The following is a 16,631-nucleotide window of genomic DNA, read 5'->3' on the forward strand; positions in this document are numbered from 1 at the left end:
TGCATCGTCCGCAATCGAGATTGCGCGATTCGGCCTCTCAACCCGACGAATCAAAGGTGATAAGCCGGCTGCCATGATGTCGTTTGCCTCACGAAGCCTCCTGCTTGCCGCGCTCGTTGCCGCGGCCCCCTCCGCCGCGCAGGTCCCGGTCACGCCGGAGACCGCCGCGCCGACGCCGATCCCGCTCGTCCAGCCGCAACTGCCGCTGCCGACGCTGAGTGACGCGCAACGGCAGGAGCTTGCGCGGCTGATCGCCAAGGATGAGGTCGCGCAGGGGCTGAGCCGCACGCCGCGCAGCGATCTCGACCGGCTCGACAACGCGTCGCTGGCGCGCGTGGCGCTCGACCATGCGCGCGCGGTGCACGGCGGGCGGCTGATGCCGTCCGATTTCCAGAAGGACTGGGGAATTCGGCCGACCGCCTATGACCCGCTGCCGGGCTTCGTCGACGCGGTCGCGCGCGACCGGCTGACGACCTGGGTCCGCTCGCTCCCGCCGCCCTATCAGGGCTATGACGCGCTGGTCGAAGGGCTGGCGCGCTATCGCAAGATTGTGGCCGCGGGCGGCTGGCCAATGCTGACGGTCGCACCGGCCTATGGCAGCAGCGGCCCGGCGGTGGGGCGGCTCCGCGAGCGGCTTGCGATCGAGGACCCGGAGCTGACCGGCACCGGCGACCGCTTCGACGCCGCGTTGCTGGAGGGGGTGCGGCGTGCGCAGCGCCGCTATGGCCTCAACCCGGCCGGGCAGGTCGGTGCGCAGACGCTCGCCGCGCTCAACGTTCCCGTCGAGCAGCGCATCCAGTCGATCCTCGCCAATCTGGAGCGGTGGCGCTGGCTGCCGCCGACGCTCGATCGGCGACGCGTGCAGGTCAACATCGCCGCGGCGGTGCTGACCGCGTTCGACGGCGACCGGCCGATCATGTCGATGCGCGCGGTCACCGGGCGGCCGGGCAACGAGACGCCGATGCTGGTGTCGCAGATCAGCAGCATCGTCATCAACCCGCCGTGGAACGTGCCAAGTTCGATCGCGACCAAGGAATTGTGGCCGAAGGAGCGCGCCAATCCGGGCTATCTGAAGCGCAACGGCTTTCGCGTGATCGACACCGGCAACGGCGGCAAGCGGTTGCAACAGGCGTCCGAACAGAGCGCGCTGGGGCGGTTCAAATTCGATTTCCCGAACGATTTCGCGGTCTATCTCCACGACACGCCGGCGCGCTCGGGATTCTCGAAGTTCGACCGGCTCGCCAGCCACGGCTGCGTCCGGCTGGAGAAACCCGAGGATCTCGCCAAATTGCTGATGGCGACCACGCCCGACTGGCAGCCCGAGGCGATCGACGCGGCGGTCGCCGCCGGCAAGACGGTGCGCGCGAAGATGGCCGAGCCGGTCAGCGTCTATCTGCTCTATTGGTCGGCGTTCGCCGGCGCGGACGGGCAGGTCGGGTTCCGCGAAGATCCCTATGGCTGGGACGGCAAGCTGGCTGCTACGGTCGAGCGACGTTCCGCCGCGCAGGCGCTGGCGGCGAAGTGAAGGAAGTACGAATGACGGTATGGCGGCATCGGTTGGCGTTGGTTGCGCTCTTGGGTCTGGGCGTGGCCGGCTGTTCGAAGTCCGAGCCCGAGCCGCCCGAGATGAACATGACCGTGCAGGAGCTCGAGCCCACCCCCGAGCCGACCCCGACCGAGGAACCGACGCCGGTCGCCATCCCGACGCCGACGCCGACGCCAGGCAACGACACCGCGATCCTGCCGCCCGCCGAGGACACCGCCCCGGACGCGCAGATGATGGACGACGCGTCGGTGACCGGCATGACCGCCCGCAGCGACCGCAGCGGTCGTGGCGACGATTTCGACACCGCGCCGGTCGAGACGCGACGCCGCGACTGAGGTGGCGATGGCGATGGAGGATCGTCGGTTCCTCCATCGCATGACGCTTACCCGGAGCTCAGCGCAGTCCCTCGACATCGAGCGCCTGACGCACGGCGGGACGTGCTCTGACCCGTCCATACCATGATCCAAGATGCTCCAGCTCGTCGTAATGGATGTCGGCGCGATAGGTCTTCGAGCCATGTCGCTTGTCCCCATTGCATGAGCGAATAGAGATAGGCGTCCGCCACCGTGAACGTGTCGCCCATCAGATACTGACGTTTGGCGAGCGTATCGTTGAGCCACGCGAAGCGCGCTTCCAGCTTCGGCTTGGCGGTGGCCGTGCCATAGGTCCCGGCGAGCCGGGCGTAGAGGAGCGGAATGAAGCCCTTGTGGATTTCCGAGGCAAGAAAGTTCAGCCACTCCTGCAAACGGTAGCGCGCGATCGTGCCGTTATCGGGAGCAAGCCCCATGCCGGGCTTCAGGTCCGCAAGATATCGCACGATGGCTGGGCCTTCGCGCAGCAACAAACCGTCGTCGAGCTGAAGAAGCGGGACGTACCCTAACGGGTTCAGGTCATTGTAATGCTGCCCATCTGCCGTTTGGCGGCTGTGATGGTCTACCTTGATGAGGTCAAACGTCAGATCCAGCTCGCGAAGCACGATGTGTGGCGCGAGCGAGCAGGCGGCGGGTATGTAATATAGCTTCACGAACGGCTCCATCCTGATCCGGGACCAACAGGACCCGGTTCCAAGATCCTGGCGTCATGCTGCAGATTTGGAAGGAGGCAGTATAATGTGGCGTAGCGACAAACTTTATACCTGTGGTCGGTGGCGATGAAGCATAGTGCGACGGGATGTTCGGTCGAGGAAGCGATGCGGCTGCTAGGTGTTCGCTGGCGTTTGCTGATTATCTTTTATCTTGTTGGCGGACCCAAACGTTTCAGTGAGTTGCGGCGCTGTCTTCCTGTCATTTCGCAACGCATGCTGACGCTCGACTTGCGCGCGCTGGAAGAGGCCGATCTCGTCGAGCGGACGGTTTTCCCGACGGTACCCGTGACCGTACAATATGGCCTCTCCGTCGATGGCTTGCGCCTCGTCCCGGTCGTCGAGGTTATGCGGAGCTTTGGTCTTTGGCTGAAAGAGCGCGATCGCGCGTGATCGGGCCAAGCGGAAGCCGCAAATCCGATCTGCGGCACCGCTCAGGCCGTCTCCAGCAACCGCTCCGCCTGCGCGCGCGCTTCCGCGGTGACGGTTGCGCCCGACAGCATTCGCGCGATTTCCTCACGGCGCCCGGCGGTATCCAGCGGGCGCACGCCGGTGCGCGTCACCGTCCCGTCGCTGGCCTTGGCGATCAGCAGATGCGTCGCGCCGCGCGCCGCGACCTGCGGGCTGTGCGTCACGACCAGCAATTGCGTTGTTTCCGCCAGCCGTCCGAGCCGCTCGCCGATCGCGCTCGCCACCGCGCCGCCGACGCCGCGGTCGATCTCGTCGAAGATCATCGTCGCCGCGCCGCCCTGTTCGGCGAGCGCGACCTTCAACGCGAGGATGAAGCGCGACAACTCGCCGCCCGACGCGATCTTGGCCAGGGGGCCGAACGGCGCGCCGGGGTTGGTGGCGATCTCGAACTCGACCCGGTCACGGCCCGCCGCCGACCAGTCGCTCTCGGGCAGCGGCGCCACCACGGTGCGGAACCGCGCCGCGTCGAGCTTCAACGGTGCCAGCTCACCCGCCACGGCCGCATCGAGCCGCGTCGCGGCCGCGGTGCGGATCGCGGTGAGCTGCTCCGCGGCGCAATCATAGGCCGCCCGCGATCGCGCCACCGCAGCCTCCAGATCGGCCAGCCCCTGTTCGCCGGCATCGAGCCGCACGAGCCGCTCGCGCAGCTCGGCGGCGAGCGCGGCGAGCGCATCGGCCTGGACGCGGTGCTTGCGCGCCATCGCACGCAGCTCGAACAGTCGTGCCTCATCCTCTTCCAGCTGGCGCGGATCGTAAAGCAGCGCCACCGCGGCATCGCGCAGCTTTTCCTCCGCTACGCCGCCCTCGATCAGCGCGCGATCGATCGCCGCAAGCGCTTCGCCGAGCGCGGGATGATCGTCGGCGATCCGTTCCAGCACGCGCGCGGCCTGTCGCAAATGGCTCAGCGCGCCGGCGCTGCCCTCCAGATGCTCGGTCACCGCCTCCAGTTCGCTCGCGCTCTTCTCGGCGCGCTGCATCGTGCGGCGGCGTTCGGCGAGCGCTTCCTCCTCGCCGGGCTCGGCGGCGAGCGCCTCCAGCTCGGCGACGGCATGTTCCAGCCAGTCGCGATCGGCCTGCGCCGCCGCGATCCCGGCGCGCGCCGTCGTCAGGGCGGTTCGCGCGTCGCGCCACGCCGCATAGGCGCTGGCGACGTCGCGCACCCCCTGGCCGGCATAGCTGTCGAGCAGCGCACGGTGCCCGGCCGCGGCGAGCAGCCCGCGGTCATCATGCTGGCCGTGGATTTCGACCAGCATCGGCCCGATCTCGCGCAGCAACGCGGCAGAGGCGGGCTGATCGTTGACGAACGCGCGGCTGCCGCCGTCGGCCTTGACCAGCCGGCGGATGATGAGCGGCTCGCCGGGGTCGATCTCCAGCCCGTTGTCGGCGAGCAGGGCGGCAACGGCAGGCGGCGTGTCGAAGGTTGCGGTCACCACCGCCTGCGTCGCGCCGGCGCGCACCAGCGTGCTTTCGCCGCGGCGGCCGAGCGCGAGACCCAGCGCGTCGAGCAGGATCGACTTGCCCGCGCCGGTTTCCCCGGTCAGCACGCCGAGGCCGGGGCCGAACTCCAGCTCCAGCGCGTCGATCAGCACGACGTCACGAATGGCAAGCGCGGTCAGCATAGGCAGCCGCTCCTTACCCGCAAAAAACGTGCTTTGTTACCCTTTTTGTTCCGGCGGCGCGCGGTCAGCCGCCGATCGGGGTCGTCGCGGGCGACGGCGAGCTGACGCCGGGCGCCGGCACCCCGGCCTGTGCGTCGCCGCCGGTGGTGGTCGGGGTGTTGGGGAGCGGCGCATCGGCCTTGGGCGCGGCGCCGGTCGCCTCACCGGGCACCGCCGCGCGCACCGGGGTCGGGACGATCAGCTGACCGGGTGCCAGCGGCGCGATCGTCGCGGGCGGGTTGTCCTTCATCAGCTTGTAGGCGCGGCTGTACCAGTCGGTGCCGGGGTAATTGGCGCCGAGCACCGCCGCCGACTTCTCCGCCTCGTTGCGGACGCCGAGCGCGAGATAGCCCTCGGTCAGCCGCAGCAGCGCCTCGGGCGTGTGCGTCGTGGTCTGATATTGGTCGACGACGCGGCGGAAGCGCAGCGTCGCGGCGAGCCACTGGCGGCGACGCTCGTAGAAGCGGCCGATCTCCATCTCCTTGCCCGCGAGATGGTCGCGGACCAGATCGAGCTTCAGCCGCGCGTCGGCGGCGTAGCGCGACGTCGGATAACGGCGCATCAGCTCGCCCAGCGAATCCTGCGCCTGCTGCGTGATCTTCTGGTCGCGGGTGACATCGCTGATCTGCTCGTAATAGCTCATCGCGACGAGATAATAGGCATAAGGCGCGTCGCGGTTGCCGGGGTGGACCGACAGGAAACGCTGCGCGCCCTGGATCGCCTGCGTATAATCGCCGCTCAGATAATAACTGAACGCGCCCATCAATTGCGCGCGGCGCGCCCACACCGAATAGGGATGCTGGCGCTCGACCTCGTCGAACAGCGCCGCGGCCTCCTTGTAGCGCGCCTGGTCGAGCCGCTGCTTGGCAGCCGAGTAGAGCGTGCCGACGTCGCGCGCGACATAGGGGAGGTCGGCGCGGTTGCGCGAACCGCCCGCACAACCGGCTAGCGACACGGCCAAGGCAGCAGCAACCCCGATCGCAAGCGAACGGGTGGGGAGCGGGCGAAGGGTGAGGATACGCATCGCCTCGGCTCTTAGCTTAGAGGAACCCCCGCGAACAACGGCTTTCGCGCACGCGCAACAGTGGCTAGCGGGAAGGCGTTGATGCGCCCGTCAGCGCCCCGGAAGGAAGGATTACGCTCATGCCCGCGACCCTGCTCGCCACCAAGCGCGTCGAAAAGCCGTGGGGACGGCATCATCTGTATCCCGGCTTCGCCGATCCGGCGCCGGATGGCGAACCGATCGGCGAGATCTGGTTCCAGTCGCCGCATCCGGAGGAGCCGGAACTGCTCATCAAGTATCTTTTTACGAGCGAGAAGCTGTCCGTTCAGGATCACCCGTCCGATGAAGAGGCGCAGAAGCGCGGCCTGGCGCGCGGCAAGGACGAATGCTGGACGATTCTCGCCGCCGAACCCGATTCGACGATCGCGGTCGGGCCGCTGGCGCCGATGACGCGCGAGGAACTGCGCGCCTCGGCCGAGGACGGCAGCCTCGAGCACAAGCTTGACTGGAAGCCGGTGAAAGCCGGCGACTTTTACTATTCGCATTCCGGGGTGATCCACGCGATCGGAGCCGGGCTGACCCTGATCGAAGTGCAGCAGAATTCGGACACCACCTACCGGTTGTTCGACTATGGCCGCCCGCGAGAACTGCACCTCGACGACGGCGTCGCGGTCGCCGACCTCAACCCCTATGTCGCCCCACCGCAGCCGGGCGAGGTCGCGCCGGGGCGTACGATCCTGGTCGAGGGGCCGAAATTCGTGCTGGAGCGCTGGACCGGCGGAAAGCGCGACATCGCGTTGCCCGACGGCACGACCGGCTGGCTGGTGCCGATCCGGGGCGAGGGCGTCGTGGCGGGTGTTGCATGGAAGGCGGGGGAATGCGTCACGGTGACCGGCCGCGAGGAACTCCACGCCTCCGAGGACGCCGACCTGCTCTTCGCCTATCCGGGCGATCGGCGCGTCTGACGCCGTCGCGCCCAGCCGAGGACGGTGACTTATGCGACTATTACCATGTTGCGCTGCAATTAATTTCTTGTGATGTTCCCGTGAAATGCGCCCGGTCGCCGGCCGGGCGCGTCCAAACAGAACAGGGAAATCGGGGACATGGATCGGGCCGTCGACCGGGCCGGGGCGCGGAAGTTGCTGAGTTGTCTGACCGACGAGCATCTGCGCATCGTCGATGCGGACGAGGATTACGGGACGGCGCTCGGCTATGCGCGCAACGCGCTGGTGGGGCGCGACGTTCTGGAATTGACCCATCCCGATGACCGCGAGGTCAATCGCGAGCGCGCCGATGCGCTGATCGCGGGCGGTGCGCCCTTCTCGATCACCAAGCGCTACATCGGCGCCGACGGGCGCTTTCTATGGGTTACCAACCATATCAGCCTCTTCCATACCGGAACCACGCGGCGGATGATGGCGACGGTCGAGCTGATCGACGGCCCGCCGGCCGAGGACGAAACGCGGATGCTGCGCAGGGCGGCCGAGCGGATCCTCGCCAAGCGGCGGCTTCGAACGCATTATTTCGAGGACGAGATGTTCGGTGAGCCGGCGTTCGACCTGCTGCTCGACCTGTTCGCGCAGGATCTCGCCGGGCGCGACACCTATACGACCAGCGCGGCGGTGGCGTCCGGCGCGCCGCTGACCACGGCACTCCGCCAGATCGCGATGCTGGTCGACCGCGACTGGATCGTGCGCGATCCCGATCCGAACGATCGCCGCCGCATCCGACTGCGGATGACGGCAGCGGGATCGCTGCGGATGCGCGACTATCTGCTCGCAGCCGAAAACCTCTAGGGATCAGCTAGATCAAGGAGGGGTCAGCGCAGGCGCTCGATTGCCTGCGCCAGCGCGACGTACAATTTGCCCATGTCCGACGACAGCAAGGTCACGCCAAGCGGCGATGCGTCGGGCTGCGCGAGGATCGTGCGCAGCATCGCCTCGAAATCGTGGATGTAGCGGTTGACCTGCTCGCGGAAGTTGCCGTCCTCGTCATACAGCCGCGCCACGTCGCGCTGCTCCGAGCCATCCAGCAACCGTACCGCGCGGCGGGTGAAGACCCCGCGATCGCCCTTGAGATAGGCCGCCCAGGCGCTGTCGGAGATTTCCGGCGCGAAGGTGCGCGTGAGGTCGATCGACGCCGAATTGAGCGACTCGATCAGCAGCGACGCACGGCGCGCGAAAGTGTCGCGCTCATTCTCTTCGGTGGCGGTGCGAGCTTCCTCGAGCCGGCGGTCGATCAGCGCGATCGTCGCCTCGATCCCGTCGAGCTGGGTCTGGAGACGTTCGCCGGCACGGCTCGCCGCGACCACCGCGGTCTCGGAGATGCGCGCGACCTGCTCGACCTGCTGCTGCACGCCGCTCTCGACCGCACGCTCCAGCGCCTTGACTCCGGCGCTCTCCAGCGCGTCGGCGGCTTCGGGAATAACCCGCGCCAGCGCTTCGCGCGCATGTTCGGCCGCCGCCGCGGCCGTCTCGCGAACCCGCAGCAATGCCTCGAGCAGGCGCGGCGCGGCTTCCTCGGCAAGATCGTCGGCGCGGCGGGTGGCGTCCTCGACCGCGTCGCCGATCAGCCCGGCCTGCGCGCGACCGCGCTCCAGCCCTTCGCTGAGCCGCGCGGTGAGCGTCTCGACCGTCTGGCGCTGCTCGGCGACGACCTGCGCCACCGCCTCGATCGCGTCATGCGTGCTCTCGGCGGCGGTGACGAGCGCCAGCAATTCGGGCTTGGCGGCGACGATCACCTGCTTGGTCGAGCCGACCCGCGATTCCAGCCGCGCGATCGCGTCGGGCATCGTCTCGTCCATCTCGCGCGCGGCGGCGTCGAGCGCGACGAGCAGATGCTCGGTCGTGGCGATCGTCCGCTCGGCGGTGCCGTTGCCGCTGTCCATCGCCGCGATCAGCGCCTCGGTGCTCGCCTGCAGCGCGCTGATCGTCGCGGCGAGCTGCCGGCTGCGCTCGGTGCCGTCGGCATGGAGCGTGTCGAAGCGCGTCGCCGCCTGGTCGATCGCATCGTCGAGCGTGCTGAACAGCATCTCGCCCGCGCCGCGCTGCGCATCCAGCCGCGCCGCGATCCGCTCGATCACCACCTCGACCAGTGCGATCCGTTCGCTGAGCGCCTCGGCGCTGCCGCGCGCGGCATGATCGAGCGCCTGCTGGCTGGCGGTGACCATCGCCAGCATCGCCTCGCCCTGCGCCACGATCCCCTTGCGCGATTCGTCGATCGCGACCGCGGTGCGTTCGAGCAAGGCATCGACCGCGACCGCGGCATCGGAGGTGACGCCTTCGAGCCGCAGCCCGGCGGTGGCGCTGGTCGCCTCCATCCGCTGCATGTAAGCGGCGAGCTTCTCAGCGGCGCCGCCGGCGACGCTCTCGGCCTCGCGCCCGCGCGCGGCAAGCGTGGCGACCTGCGCGTCGAGCGCGGCGCTATGTTCGTAGGCGACCAGCCCGGCCTGATCGATCGTCGCGGCGAGCGTCCGGGTCTCGTCGGTGGCGCGCGGCAGCGCGGCGAGCAAGGCGTCGAGCTGTTCGGCGGCGTGGCCGGTCGCGTTCGAAAGCGCGCGCGCATGCGCGTCGGCGCGCGCGATCTCGGTCGACAGATCCTGACCGATCGCGGTCAGCCGCGCAGTCGCCGCATCGCCGAGCGCGGTGAGCAGCCGCACCTGTTCGGCGAGCGCGGTACGGCGCTCCTCAATCTCGTCGCCCAGCGCCGCGACCGCGCCCTCCAGCGCAAGCGATTCGCTCCGCATCGCGCGTGCGGTCGCGCCGAAGCGGCGCGCCTCGGCATCGCTGGTGCGCAGCGCCAGCAGCCAGATGATCCCGGCCAGCGTCGGCACCGTCGCGGCGGCGGCGCCGAATTGCGCCAGCTCCAGCGGCGACATCGTCGCCATCGCGCCGCGGGCGACCCACGAAAGCGCCGCGACCCAGATCGCGGCAACCGTCACCGCGATCCAGCCCAGCACGGTGCGACGACGCAGCGGCCGAGCGGCGCTCTCGTCGTCGGAGAAGACGGGATCGGTCACGTATTCTTGCGGCTCCGCAGACGGCGTCAGGACGAGTTGCTCTGCCGGCGTCGCGGCGCCAGCCGGTCGAATGTCGAAAATGGAAGACGGCCCCCCGTTCATCGCATGGGTGTAACACGTTTACCGTCCGCGGGAACCCGTTTCAGGTGACGTCCGTCGCTCGGTTCGGCGCAAGCGGCGGTCGTGTCGGGGATTGTTGCCAGCGGTTCATCGCCCCCCTAACAGCCATGACCATGCTGGCTGGCCTGTTATTCGCGACCCATGAAGCGGAGGATCGCTCCGGGATGCTCGCGGCCACGCTGCCGTTCGCAGCGGCGACACTGATCGAGTATCAGGCGCGGTTGCTGGTGGCATGCGACGCGGCGCAGATCGTCGTCGTGGTCTCGCGGCTTACCCCCGAGCTGATCGGGGCGCTCGCGCGGATCGGGCGGCGCGGGGTGGCGGTGGACACGGTCCGCAGCGCCGCCGACGCGCTGGCGAAACTGCACCCGCTGGCGCGCGTCGTGATGATCGCCGACGGGCTGGTCACGACCGAGGATGTCGTCAGCCGGATGGCGGGCGAGGCGGGCGACGCGTTGCTCGTGGTGCCGGGTACGCAGGCTGGGACCACGTTCGAGCGCGTCGGCGGCGGGGCGGCCTGGGCGGGGGTGGCGCGGATCGACGCCGGTCGCGTCGCGGATGCCGCACGGCTGCCCGAGGATTACGACCTGCAATCGACCCTGCTCCACGCCGCCGAACAGGCCGGCGCACGCTACGTGACGCTGCGGCTCGACAATATGGCGATGGGGCACGGCATCGAACGCCGCGCGGTGGCGCTGGAGGAACGCGGGCGCGCGGTGCTGTCGGCGTCGATGGCGGTGCGGCCGAGCTGGTTCGAGCGGCTGGTGCTGCGGCCGCTCGCGCGGATGGCGATCCCGTGGATCGCGCGGCACGGCATCGGCACCGAGGCGTGCAGCGCCGCGGCGGGAGCGGCGATGCTCGCCGGGCTGGTGACGGTCGGGGCGGGGTTCACCGGGGTCGGGCTGGCGCTGGTGCTGGCCAGCGTGCTCGCCGCGGAACTGGCCGGGGCGCTCGCGCTGTTCCGCGACGAGCCGGGCCTGCTGCGCGCGGGCCGGATCGCGATCCTCGTCGCGCCGGCACTGGTGTTGCTGCTGCTCGCGCATGTCGTCGATACCGCGGCGGCGACGACCACCGCGCGTTTGCTCGCGGTGCTCGGGCTGGTCGCCGGCGGGGTGGGCGAACGCGCGGCGAGCGCCGGGGGACGTCAGCCGTGGTGGGGCGTCGCCCCTGCCTATCTCGCTGTGCTCACGCTGTTCGCGCTGCTCGGTTATCCGACGATCGGCATCGCGGTCGTGGCCATCTACGCCGTCGCGACGCTGATCGCGGCGGTGGAGCGGCTTCGCTAGACTTAGCCGTGCTTTAACGAACGCACGGTAAGGCGGGGGGCATGTCGGCCTCCTCTCCTCATGCCAGTGTCATGGGCGATCCCGCGCGGCTCGTATCCTATGCCGCCGACGCCGAACGGGCAGCGGAGCAGCGCATGGCCGTGGCCGTCGAGGATATTTTCCTCTCGCAACCCGGGCGGTTGGACGACCGCACCCGCGCCGCCACGCTGCGGCTCGCAGAGGCGACGATCGGCGCGACCGAGCAACAGGTATCGGGTGATGCGGCGCGTGCGCTGATGGCGGTGGGCCGCCGGGAGGCGGCGGCGGTGCTGGGCTCGAACCGCTCGCTGGCATGGCCGCGGCTGCTCGACGCGGGATTGATGCGCGATGCCGAACTGATCGGCGCGCTGATCGCGCAGGCGCGGGTGGATCTGCTCGACGAGTCGCTTGCGGCGTTGCGCGCGCCCGATGCGGGTATGACGATCGTGACGATGCTGATCGAGCATGGCGACACCGCGCAGCGCGCGGCGGCGAGCGATTATCTGCTCGCCGACGGGATGCGGCGGGTCGGGGCCGAGGGGCGTCGCGCAATCCTGCCGGCGGCGGTGCAGGCACGGATCGTCTGGTGGGTGGCCGCGGCATTGCGCGAGCGGCTGGGCGGCGACGGCGGCGTCGAAGCGGATGCCGCGCTGTGCGAGGCGGCGCAGCATCGCATCGCGCGCGCCGGCGAGGGGCAGATCCGCGAGGCCGCGGCGCGGCTGGTACGGGCAATGGCACCGTCCGAGGGCAATCGTGGCACGTTGATGGTCCGTGCGCTGGAAAGCGCGCGCACCCCGTTGTTCGCGGCGTTGCTCGCCGAGGCGATCGGGGTCGACGCGGACGCTGCGCTGTCGCTGGTGCTCGATTCGGCCAGCGACCGGCTGTGGCTGGCGCTGCGCGCGGCGGGGCTCAATCGCGATGCGATCGCGCGCGCGGGCTTCCTGCTGTCCGAAGCGGATCGCGAGCGCGACCTGACGATGCTGATCGAAGTGCTCGACCCACTCGGCGCGCTCGCTCCCGACGCGGCGGCAGAGGCGATCGCGACGCTGCGGCTGCCCGGCGACTTCCGCGCCGCGGTCCGCGCGCTCGCCCGCCGCGCGCCCGTGAAGCGCACGGGCGCGTGACGCGCGGGTCGTTCCATGCGTTGCTCGACGCGGACGACCGCGTGCTGAGCGGTGACGCGCGTTTCGCCGAACTCAACGACCGCGCCGGCGGGCAGACCGGCGGGGGGCTGGCGCTCGCGGCGGTCGCGGCGCTGGTCCGGATCGCGCGCGGGCTGCGTGTCCCGGTCGCGCGGATGATCGTGATCGGCGACGAGGATAGCGACGGCGACTGGCATGTCCGGGCGGTGCCCGGCGACGACGCAACCGTCGCACTCGCCGCCACGCTGCTGCGCGAGCGGCCCGGTGCGATGCTGGCCGCAGGGACGATCGCTGTCGCCGAGCCGCCCGCCGACGCGGCCTGGTCGTGGGAGGTCGACGCCGGGCTGCGCGTCATCCGGATCGATACCGCGGCGATCGCGCGGCACGGCATCGATCCGGTCGCGGTGCTCGGACAGCCGCTGACCGCCTTGTTCGTGCTGGAGGCGCGCAGCGATGGCGCGATGCCGTTGCTCGAGGCGATGTCAAACGTGCGCGACTTCGCCGGGCAGGCCGCGGTGGTGCGTGCCAGCGGCGCGCGCGTCGCGCTGGCCGGGCGGGTGCGCCATGATGCCGCGGGCGGCTTCGCGGGGTTCGTGGGCGGCGTTTACACCGGGGTCGCCGCCGGGGTGCGCGACGGGCTGACCGGCGCGTTCAATTCGCGGCTGCACCGCGTGCTGCGTGCGCCGCTCGACACGATCATCACCCAGGCCGAAAGCATCAGCGGCGCGGGCGAGGGCGGCCTCGAAGCGCATTATCGCGACTATGCTGCCGATATCGCCAGCGCCGGGCGGCACCTGCTCGGGCTGGTCGACGATCTGGTCGACATGGAGGCGATCGAGCGCGGCGATCTGGCGGTGGCGCACGACCGGGTCGAGCTGGCTGCGGTCGCGCGGGAGGGGACCGCACTGCTCGCGGCGCGCGCAGCCGAGCGGGGCGTGACGATCGCGCCGCTGGCCGGCGACGCGGCCGTGACGGCGATCGGCGACTATCGTCGCACGTTGCAGATCGTCGTCAATCTGCTCGGCAACGCCGTGGAATATTCACCGGCCGGCGGGGTGGTACGGCTGCGCGCCCGGCAGCGCGACGGTCAGGTGCGGCTGCAGGTCTGCGATCAGGGACGCGGGATCGCGATCCACGAACAGGCGCGGATCTTCGAGAAGTTCGTGCGCGGCGACGACAGCGTGCCGGGCGGCAGCGGGCTGGGACTTTATATCGCGCGGCGACTGGCGCAGGCGATGAGCGGCACGCTGACCGTCGAGAGCGAGATCGGGCAGGGCGCCTGCTTCACCCTGGCGCTGCCGGCTGCGTCAGCGCAGGCGGCGGGCGAGCAGGACCAGTAGCAAGCCGAAGATCGCCAGGCCGCTGCCGTAATCGGCCCAGATGCCGCGCCCCAGCATGAAGCTGGAGCGCGGCCAGTTCACATAGCCCAGCCCCTGCGCGATCCATAACGCGCCCATCAGCGTGCAGAGCACGCCGACGACCGTCAGAAGCGGGCGGAGCCGGAACATGCGGGTTTAGCGCTGCCCGACCGGGATGTAGGAACGCTGCGTCGGGCCGGTGTAGAGCTGACGCGGGCGGCCGATCTTCTGGTCGGGATCGGTGATCATCTCGTTCCACTGCGCCACCCAGCCGACGGTGCGCGCCAGCGCGAACAGCACGGTGAACATGCTGGTCGGGAAGCCGATCGCCGACAGGATCACGCCCGAATAGAAATCGACGTTCGGGAACAGCTTCTTCTCGACGAAATACGGGTCGTTGAGCGCGATCTCCTCCAGCCGAAGCGCAGTCTCGAACAGCGGGTCCTGCACGTTGAGCGCCTCGAACACCTCGCGCACCGTCTTCTGCATGACCGTCGCGCGCGGATCGTAGTTCTTGTAGACGCGGTGGCCGAAGCCCATCAGGCGGAACGGATCGTTCTTGTCCTTCGCGCGCGCGATGAACTCGGGGATGCGCTCGGGGGTGCCGATCTCGTGCAGCATGTTGAGCGCCGCCTCGTTCGCGCCGCCGTGCGCCGGGCCCCACAGGCAGGCGATGCCCGCCGCGATGCACGCGAACGGGTTTGCGCCCGACGAGCCGGCGAGGCGAACGGTCGAGGTCGAGGCGTTCTGTTCGTGATCGGCGTGAAGGATGAAGATCCGGTCCATTGCCTTTTCAACCGCCGGATTGACCACATAGGGCTCGGCCGGGACGCCGAAGGTCATGCGCAGGAAATTGCCGGTGTAGGACAGCGAATTGTCCGGATACAGGAACGGCTGCCCGACGCTGTACTTGTACGCCATCGCCGCGATCGTCGGCATCTTGGCGATCAGCCGATGCGACGCGATCATCCGCTGCTGCGGATCGTGGATGTCAGTCGAATCGTGGTAGAAGGCCGACAGCGCGCCGACGACGCCGCACATGATCGCCATCGGGTGCGCATCGCGACGGAAGCCGCGGAAGAATTGCGCGAGCTGCTCGTGGACCATGGTGTGACGGGTGATCGTGCGCGAGAACGAGTCCAGCTCGCCCTGATCGGGCAGCTCGCCGTTGAGCAGCAGGTAGCAGACTTCCATGAAGCTCGACTGTTCGGCCAGCTCGCCGATCGGGTAGCCGCGGTGGAGCAGGACGCCCTCGTCGCCGTCGATATAGGTCAGCTTCGACTGGCACGACGCCGTCGAGGTGAAGCCCGGATCGTAGGTGAAGGCGCCGGTCTGCGCGTACAGCTTGCGAATGTCGACCACGTCCGGGCCGACGGAGCCCGAAAGGACCGGATAGTCGAGCGCGTTGCCCGACAGCGTGACTTTTGCGGCTTCGGTCATGATCTTCTCCTGTCAGGCCCCTGTCGGGGTCATGTGGTCCGCGATGCGGGCCAGGCTTTCCGCGCGTCCTAGAAGGACGAGTACGTCGAAGATGCCCGGCGATGTCTTGCGGCCGGTCAGCGCGACGCGGAGCGGCTGGGCGACCTGCCCGAGCTTGACGCCCGCGTCTTCGGCCACCGAACGCACCACCGCTTCGGTCGTCTCCGTATCCCAGTTGTGCACCGCGTCAAGCGCCGTGTGCAGGCGCGAGAGCAAGGCGGGCGCCTCGCCGGCGAGCAGCGGCTGCGCGGCTTCCTCGACCGAGAGCGGGCGCGCGGCGAAGAGGAAGCCACTCGCCTCGGTCAACTCGTTGAGATTGGCGGCGCGTGGCTTCAGCGCGGGCATCGCCGTGCGCAGGATCGAACGACGGGTATCGTCGTGATCGAACCCCAGTCGCTCCGCGACGAGATCGGCGAGCCGAGCGTCGTCGGCGGCGCGGATGTAATGGCCGTTGAGGTTCTCGAGCTTCTTGAGGTCGAAGCGGCTCGGCGATTTGCCGACTCCGGAAAGGTCGAACCATGCGGTCGCCTCGTCGCGCGAGATGATCTCGGCATCGCCATGCCCCCAGCCGAGCCGGAGCAGGTAATTGTCGAGCGCCTCGGGGAGGATGCCCAGCTCGTCGCGATACGCCTCGATCCCGACCGCGCCGTGGCGCTTCGACAGCTTGGCGCCGTCGCTGCCGTGGATCAGCGGGATGTGTGCATAGACCGGATCGGGCCAGCCCCCTTCGATGGCGTCCATCGCGCGATAGATCGGCAACTGGCGGAAGGCGTTGTTGAGGTGATCGTCGCCACGGATGACGTGCGTCACCCCCATGTCGTGATCGTCGACCACCACCGCGAGCATATAGGTCGGCGTGCCGTCGGAGCGGAGCAGGACGAGATCGTCGAGCTCGGCGTTCTGGACGGTCACGCTGCCCTGAACGCGATCCTCGATCGTCACCGCGCCCTCGTTCGGCGCGCGCAGCCGGACGACATAGGGCTTGTCGGCGGGATAGTCGGTACGGTCGCGCCACGGCGAGCGGATGCGCAGCGGCTGCTTGGCGGCCTGCGCCGCGGCGCGCATCGCGTCCAGCTCCTCCTGCGTCAGATAGCAGCGGTACGCATGACCGTGCGCGACCATCGTCTGCGCGACCGCGGCGTGGCGGTCGGCGCGGGCGAACTGATAGACCTCCTCGCCGTCCCAATCGAGCCCGAGCCAGCGCATCCCCGACAGGATCGCGTCGATCGCGGGCTGGGTCGAGCGCGCACGGTCGGTGTCCTCGATCCGCAGCCGGAACGTGCCGCCGTGATGGCGTGCATACAAGAGGTTGAACAGCGCGGTTCGCGCGCCGCCGATGTGAAGGAACCCCGTCGGCGACGGGGCGAAGCGGGTGACGACGGCGCGGCCGTCCGCGCTGGCGGTTTTGTCGGTTGCGCTCAAGCGCGCTTGCTCCCAGGCTGGATAATCGG

Annotated in this window: 15 protein-coding genes; 8 read left to right on the forward strand and 7 right to left on the reverse strand. The window is 69.4% G+C overall.

The window, feature by feature from the left end; all coding sequences use genetic code 11:
- Positions 1-73: 73 nt before the first annotated feature.
- Together FHS97_RS04210 and FHS97_RS04215 are read left to right on the forward strand one after the other, a co-directional pair.
- Positions 74-1,525 (forward strand): L,D-transpeptidase family protein, encoded by a 1,452-nt coding sequence (locus tag FHS97_RS04210; RefSeq protein WP_184033492.1) that lies wholly within the window; start codon positions 74-76, stop codon positions 1,523-1,525.
- Positions 1,526-1,536: 11 nt separating this feature from the next.
- Positions 1,537-1,881 (forward strand): hypothetical protein, encoded by a 345-nt coding sequence (locus FHS97_RS04215; RefSeq protein ID WP_184033495.1) that lies wholly within the window; start codon positions 1,537-1,539, stop codon positions 1,879-1,881.
- Positions 1,882-1,928: 47 nt separating this feature from the next.
- Here the strand turns inward: FHS97_RS04215 and FHS97_RS04220 are convergent, their stop codons facing one another.
- A complete protein-coding gene (locus FHS97_RS04220; protein WP_221233103.1) occupies positions 1,929-2,570 on the reverse strand; it encodes a glutathione binding-like protein in 642 nt (213 codons plus the stop codon).
- Between the two features lie 126 nt (positions 2,571-2,696).
- On the opposite strand from FHS97_RS04220, the gene FHS97_RS04225 reads away from it, so the two are divergent.
- The gene (locus FHS97_RS04225) at positions 2,697-3,020 is read left to right on the forward strand and encodes a winged helix-turn-helix transcriptional regulator (RefSeq protein WP_184033498.1); all 324 of its coding nucleotides are present in this window, start codon (positions 2,697-2,699) and stop codon (positions 3,018-3,020) included.
- 41 nt (positions 3,021-3,061) lie between these two features.
- Here FHS97_RS04225 and recN read toward each other — a convergent pair whose 3' ends face one another.
- Both recN and FHS97_RS04235 read right to left on the reverse strand, forming a co-directional pair.
- Positions 3,062-4,717 carry a DNA repair protein RecN gene (gene recN / locus FHS97_RS04230; RefSeq protein ID WP_184033501.1) on the reverse strand — a complete coding sequence of 552 codons (1,656 nt, stop codon included), beginning with the start codon at positions 4,715-4,717 and terminating at the stop codon, positions 3,062-3,064.
- Between the two features lie 64 nt (positions 4,718-4,781).
- A complete protein-coding gene (locus FHS97_RS04235; RefSeq protein WP_184033504.1) occupies positions 4,782-5,780 on the reverse strand; it encodes an outer membrane protein assembly factor BamD in 999 nt (332 codons plus the stop codon).
- A 119-nt stretch (positions 5,781-5,899) separates the two neighbouring features.
- Between FHS97_RS04235 and FHS97_RS04240 the strand changes: the two genes are divergently transcribed.
- Together FHS97_RS04240 and FHS97_RS04245 are read left to right on the forward strand one after the other, a co-directional pair.
- On the forward strand, positions 5,900-6,724 hold the full coding sequence (locus FHS97_RS04240) for a class I mannose-6-phosphate isomerase (RefSeq protein WP_184033507.1): 825 nt from the start codon (positions 5,900-5,902) through the stop codon (positions 6,722-6,724).
- A 138-nt stretch (positions 6,725-6,862) separates the two neighbouring features.
- On the forward strand, positions 6,863-7,555 hold the full coding sequence (locus FHS97_RS04245) for a PAS domain S-box protein (RefSeq protein WP_184033510.1): 693 nt from the start codon (positions 6,863-6,865) through the stop codon (positions 7,553-7,555).
- A gap of 23 nt (positions 7,556-7,578) precedes the next feature.
- Here FHS97_RS04245 and FHS97_RS04250 read toward each other — a convergent pair whose 3' ends face one another.
- Positions 7,579-9,777 (reverse strand): coiled-coil domain-containing protein, encoded by a 2,199-nt coding sequence (locus FHS97_RS04250; RefSeq protein WP_343053362.1) that lies wholly within the window; start codon positions 9,775-9,777, stop codon positions 7,579-7,581.
- Between the two features lie 227 nt (positions 9,778-10,004).
- Here FHS97_RS04250 and FHS97_RS04255 point away from each other — a divergent pair, with 227 nt between their 5' ends.
- Genes FHS97_RS04255 through FHS97_RS04265 form a run of 3 tightly spaced genes read left to right on the forward strand, consistent with a single transcriptional unit; the run spans position 10,005 to position 13,683 of the window.
- Positions 10,005-11,183, forward strand: coding sequence for a hypothetical protein (locus FHS97_RS04255; protein ID WP_184033516.1), 1,179 nt, complete (start codon positions 10,005-10,007; stop codon positions 11,181-11,183).
- A 41-nt stretch (positions 11,184-11,224) separates the two neighbouring features.
- Complete coding sequence (locus FHS97_RS04260; protein WP_184033519.1) at positions 11,225-12,325, forward strand: DUF2336 domain-containing protein; 1,101 nt, start codon at positions 11,225-11,227, stop codon at positions 12,323-12,325.
- Positions 12,322-13,683: an ATP-binding protein gene (locus FHS97_RS04265; RefSeq protein WP_184033522.1), complete on the forward strand. Its 1,362-nt coding sequence runs from the start codon at positions 12,322-12,324 to the stop codon at positions 13,681-13,683. Before FHS97_RS04260 ends, FHS97_RS04265 begins: the two co-directional genes overlap by 4 nt.
- Here the strand turns inward: FHS97_RS04265 and FHS97_RS04270 are convergent.
- The 3 genes from FHS97_RS04270 to gltX are packed head-to-tail and all read right to left on the reverse strand — an operon-like array spanning position 13,651 to position 16,602.
- The gene (locus FHS97_RS04270) at positions 13,651-13,851 is read right to left on the reverse strand and encodes a hypothetical protein (RefSeq protein WP_184033525.1); all 201 of its coding nucleotides are present in this window, start codon (positions 13,849-13,851) and stop codon (positions 13,651-13,653) included. The genes FHS97_RS04265 and FHS97_RS04270 overlap by 33 nt on opposite strands.
- Positions 13,852-13,857: 6 nt before the next feature.
- Positions 13,858-15,141: a citrate synthase gene (gene gltA / locus FHS97_RS04275; protein WP_184033528.1), complete on the reverse strand. Its 1,284-nt coding sequence runs from the start codon at positions 15,139-15,141 to the stop codon at positions 13,858-13,860.
- A gap of 12 nt (positions 15,142-15,153) precedes the next feature.
- The gene (gene gltX, locus FHS97_RS04280) at positions 15,154-16,602 is read right to left on the reverse strand and encodes a glutamate--tRNA ligase (RefSeq protein WP_184033531.1); all 1,449 of its coding nucleotides are present in this window, start codon (positions 16,600-16,602) and stop codon (positions 15,154-15,156) included.
- Positions 16,603-16,631: the final 29 nt, after the last annotated feature.

The organism is Sphingomonas endophytica, from assembly GCF_014199415.1.
Taxonomy (GTDB): domain Bacteria; phylum Pseudomonadota; class Alphaproteobacteria; order Sphingomonadales; family Sphingomonadaceae; genus Sphingomonas; species Sphingomonas endophytica.

Coding starts and splice junctions, on each gene's coding strand:
- gltA (WP_184033528.1), bottom strand. CDS start 15,141: ATGACCGAAGCCGCAAAAGTCACGCTGTCGGGCAACGCGCTCGACTAT.
- FHS97_RS04235 (WP_184033504.1), bottom strand. CDS start 5,780: ATGCGTATCCTCACCCTTCGCCCGCTCCCCACCCGTTCGCTTGCGATC.
- FHS97_RS04210 (WP_184033492.1), top strand. CDS start 74: ATGATGTCGTTTGCCTCACGAAGCCTCCTGCTTGCCGCGCTCGTTGCC.
- FHS97_RS04260 (WP_184033519.1), top strand. CDS start 11,225: ATGTCGGCCTCCTCTCCTCATGCCAGTGTCATGGGCGATCCCGCGCGG.
- FHS97_RS04255 (WP_184033516.1), top strand. CDS start 10,005: ATGACCATGCTGGCTGGCCTGTTATTCGCGACCCATGAAGCGGAGGAT.
- FHS97_RS04215 (WP_184033495.1), top strand. CDS start 1,537: ATGACGGTATGGCGGCATCGGTTGGCGTTGGTTGCGCTCTTGGGTCTG.
- recN (WP_184033501.1), bottom strand. CDS start 4,717: ATGCTGACCGCGCTTGCCATTCGTGACGTCGTGCTGATCGACGCGCTG.
- FHS97_RS04270 (WP_184033525.1), bottom strand. CDS start 13,851: ATGTTCCGGCTCCGCCCGCTTCTGACGGTCGTCGGCGTGCTCTGCACG.
- FHS97_RS04245 (WP_184033510.1), top strand. CDS start 6,863: ATGGATCGGGCCGTCGACCGGGCCGGGGCGCGGAAGTTGCTGAGTTGT.
- FHS97_RS04225 (WP_184033498.1), top strand. CDS start 2,697: ATGAAGCATAGTGCGACGGGATGTTCGGTCGAGGAAGCGATGCGGCTG.
- FHS97_RS04240 (WP_184033507.1), top strand. CDS start 5,900: ATGCCCGCGACCCTGCTCGCCACCAAGCGCGTCGAAAAGCCGTGGGGA.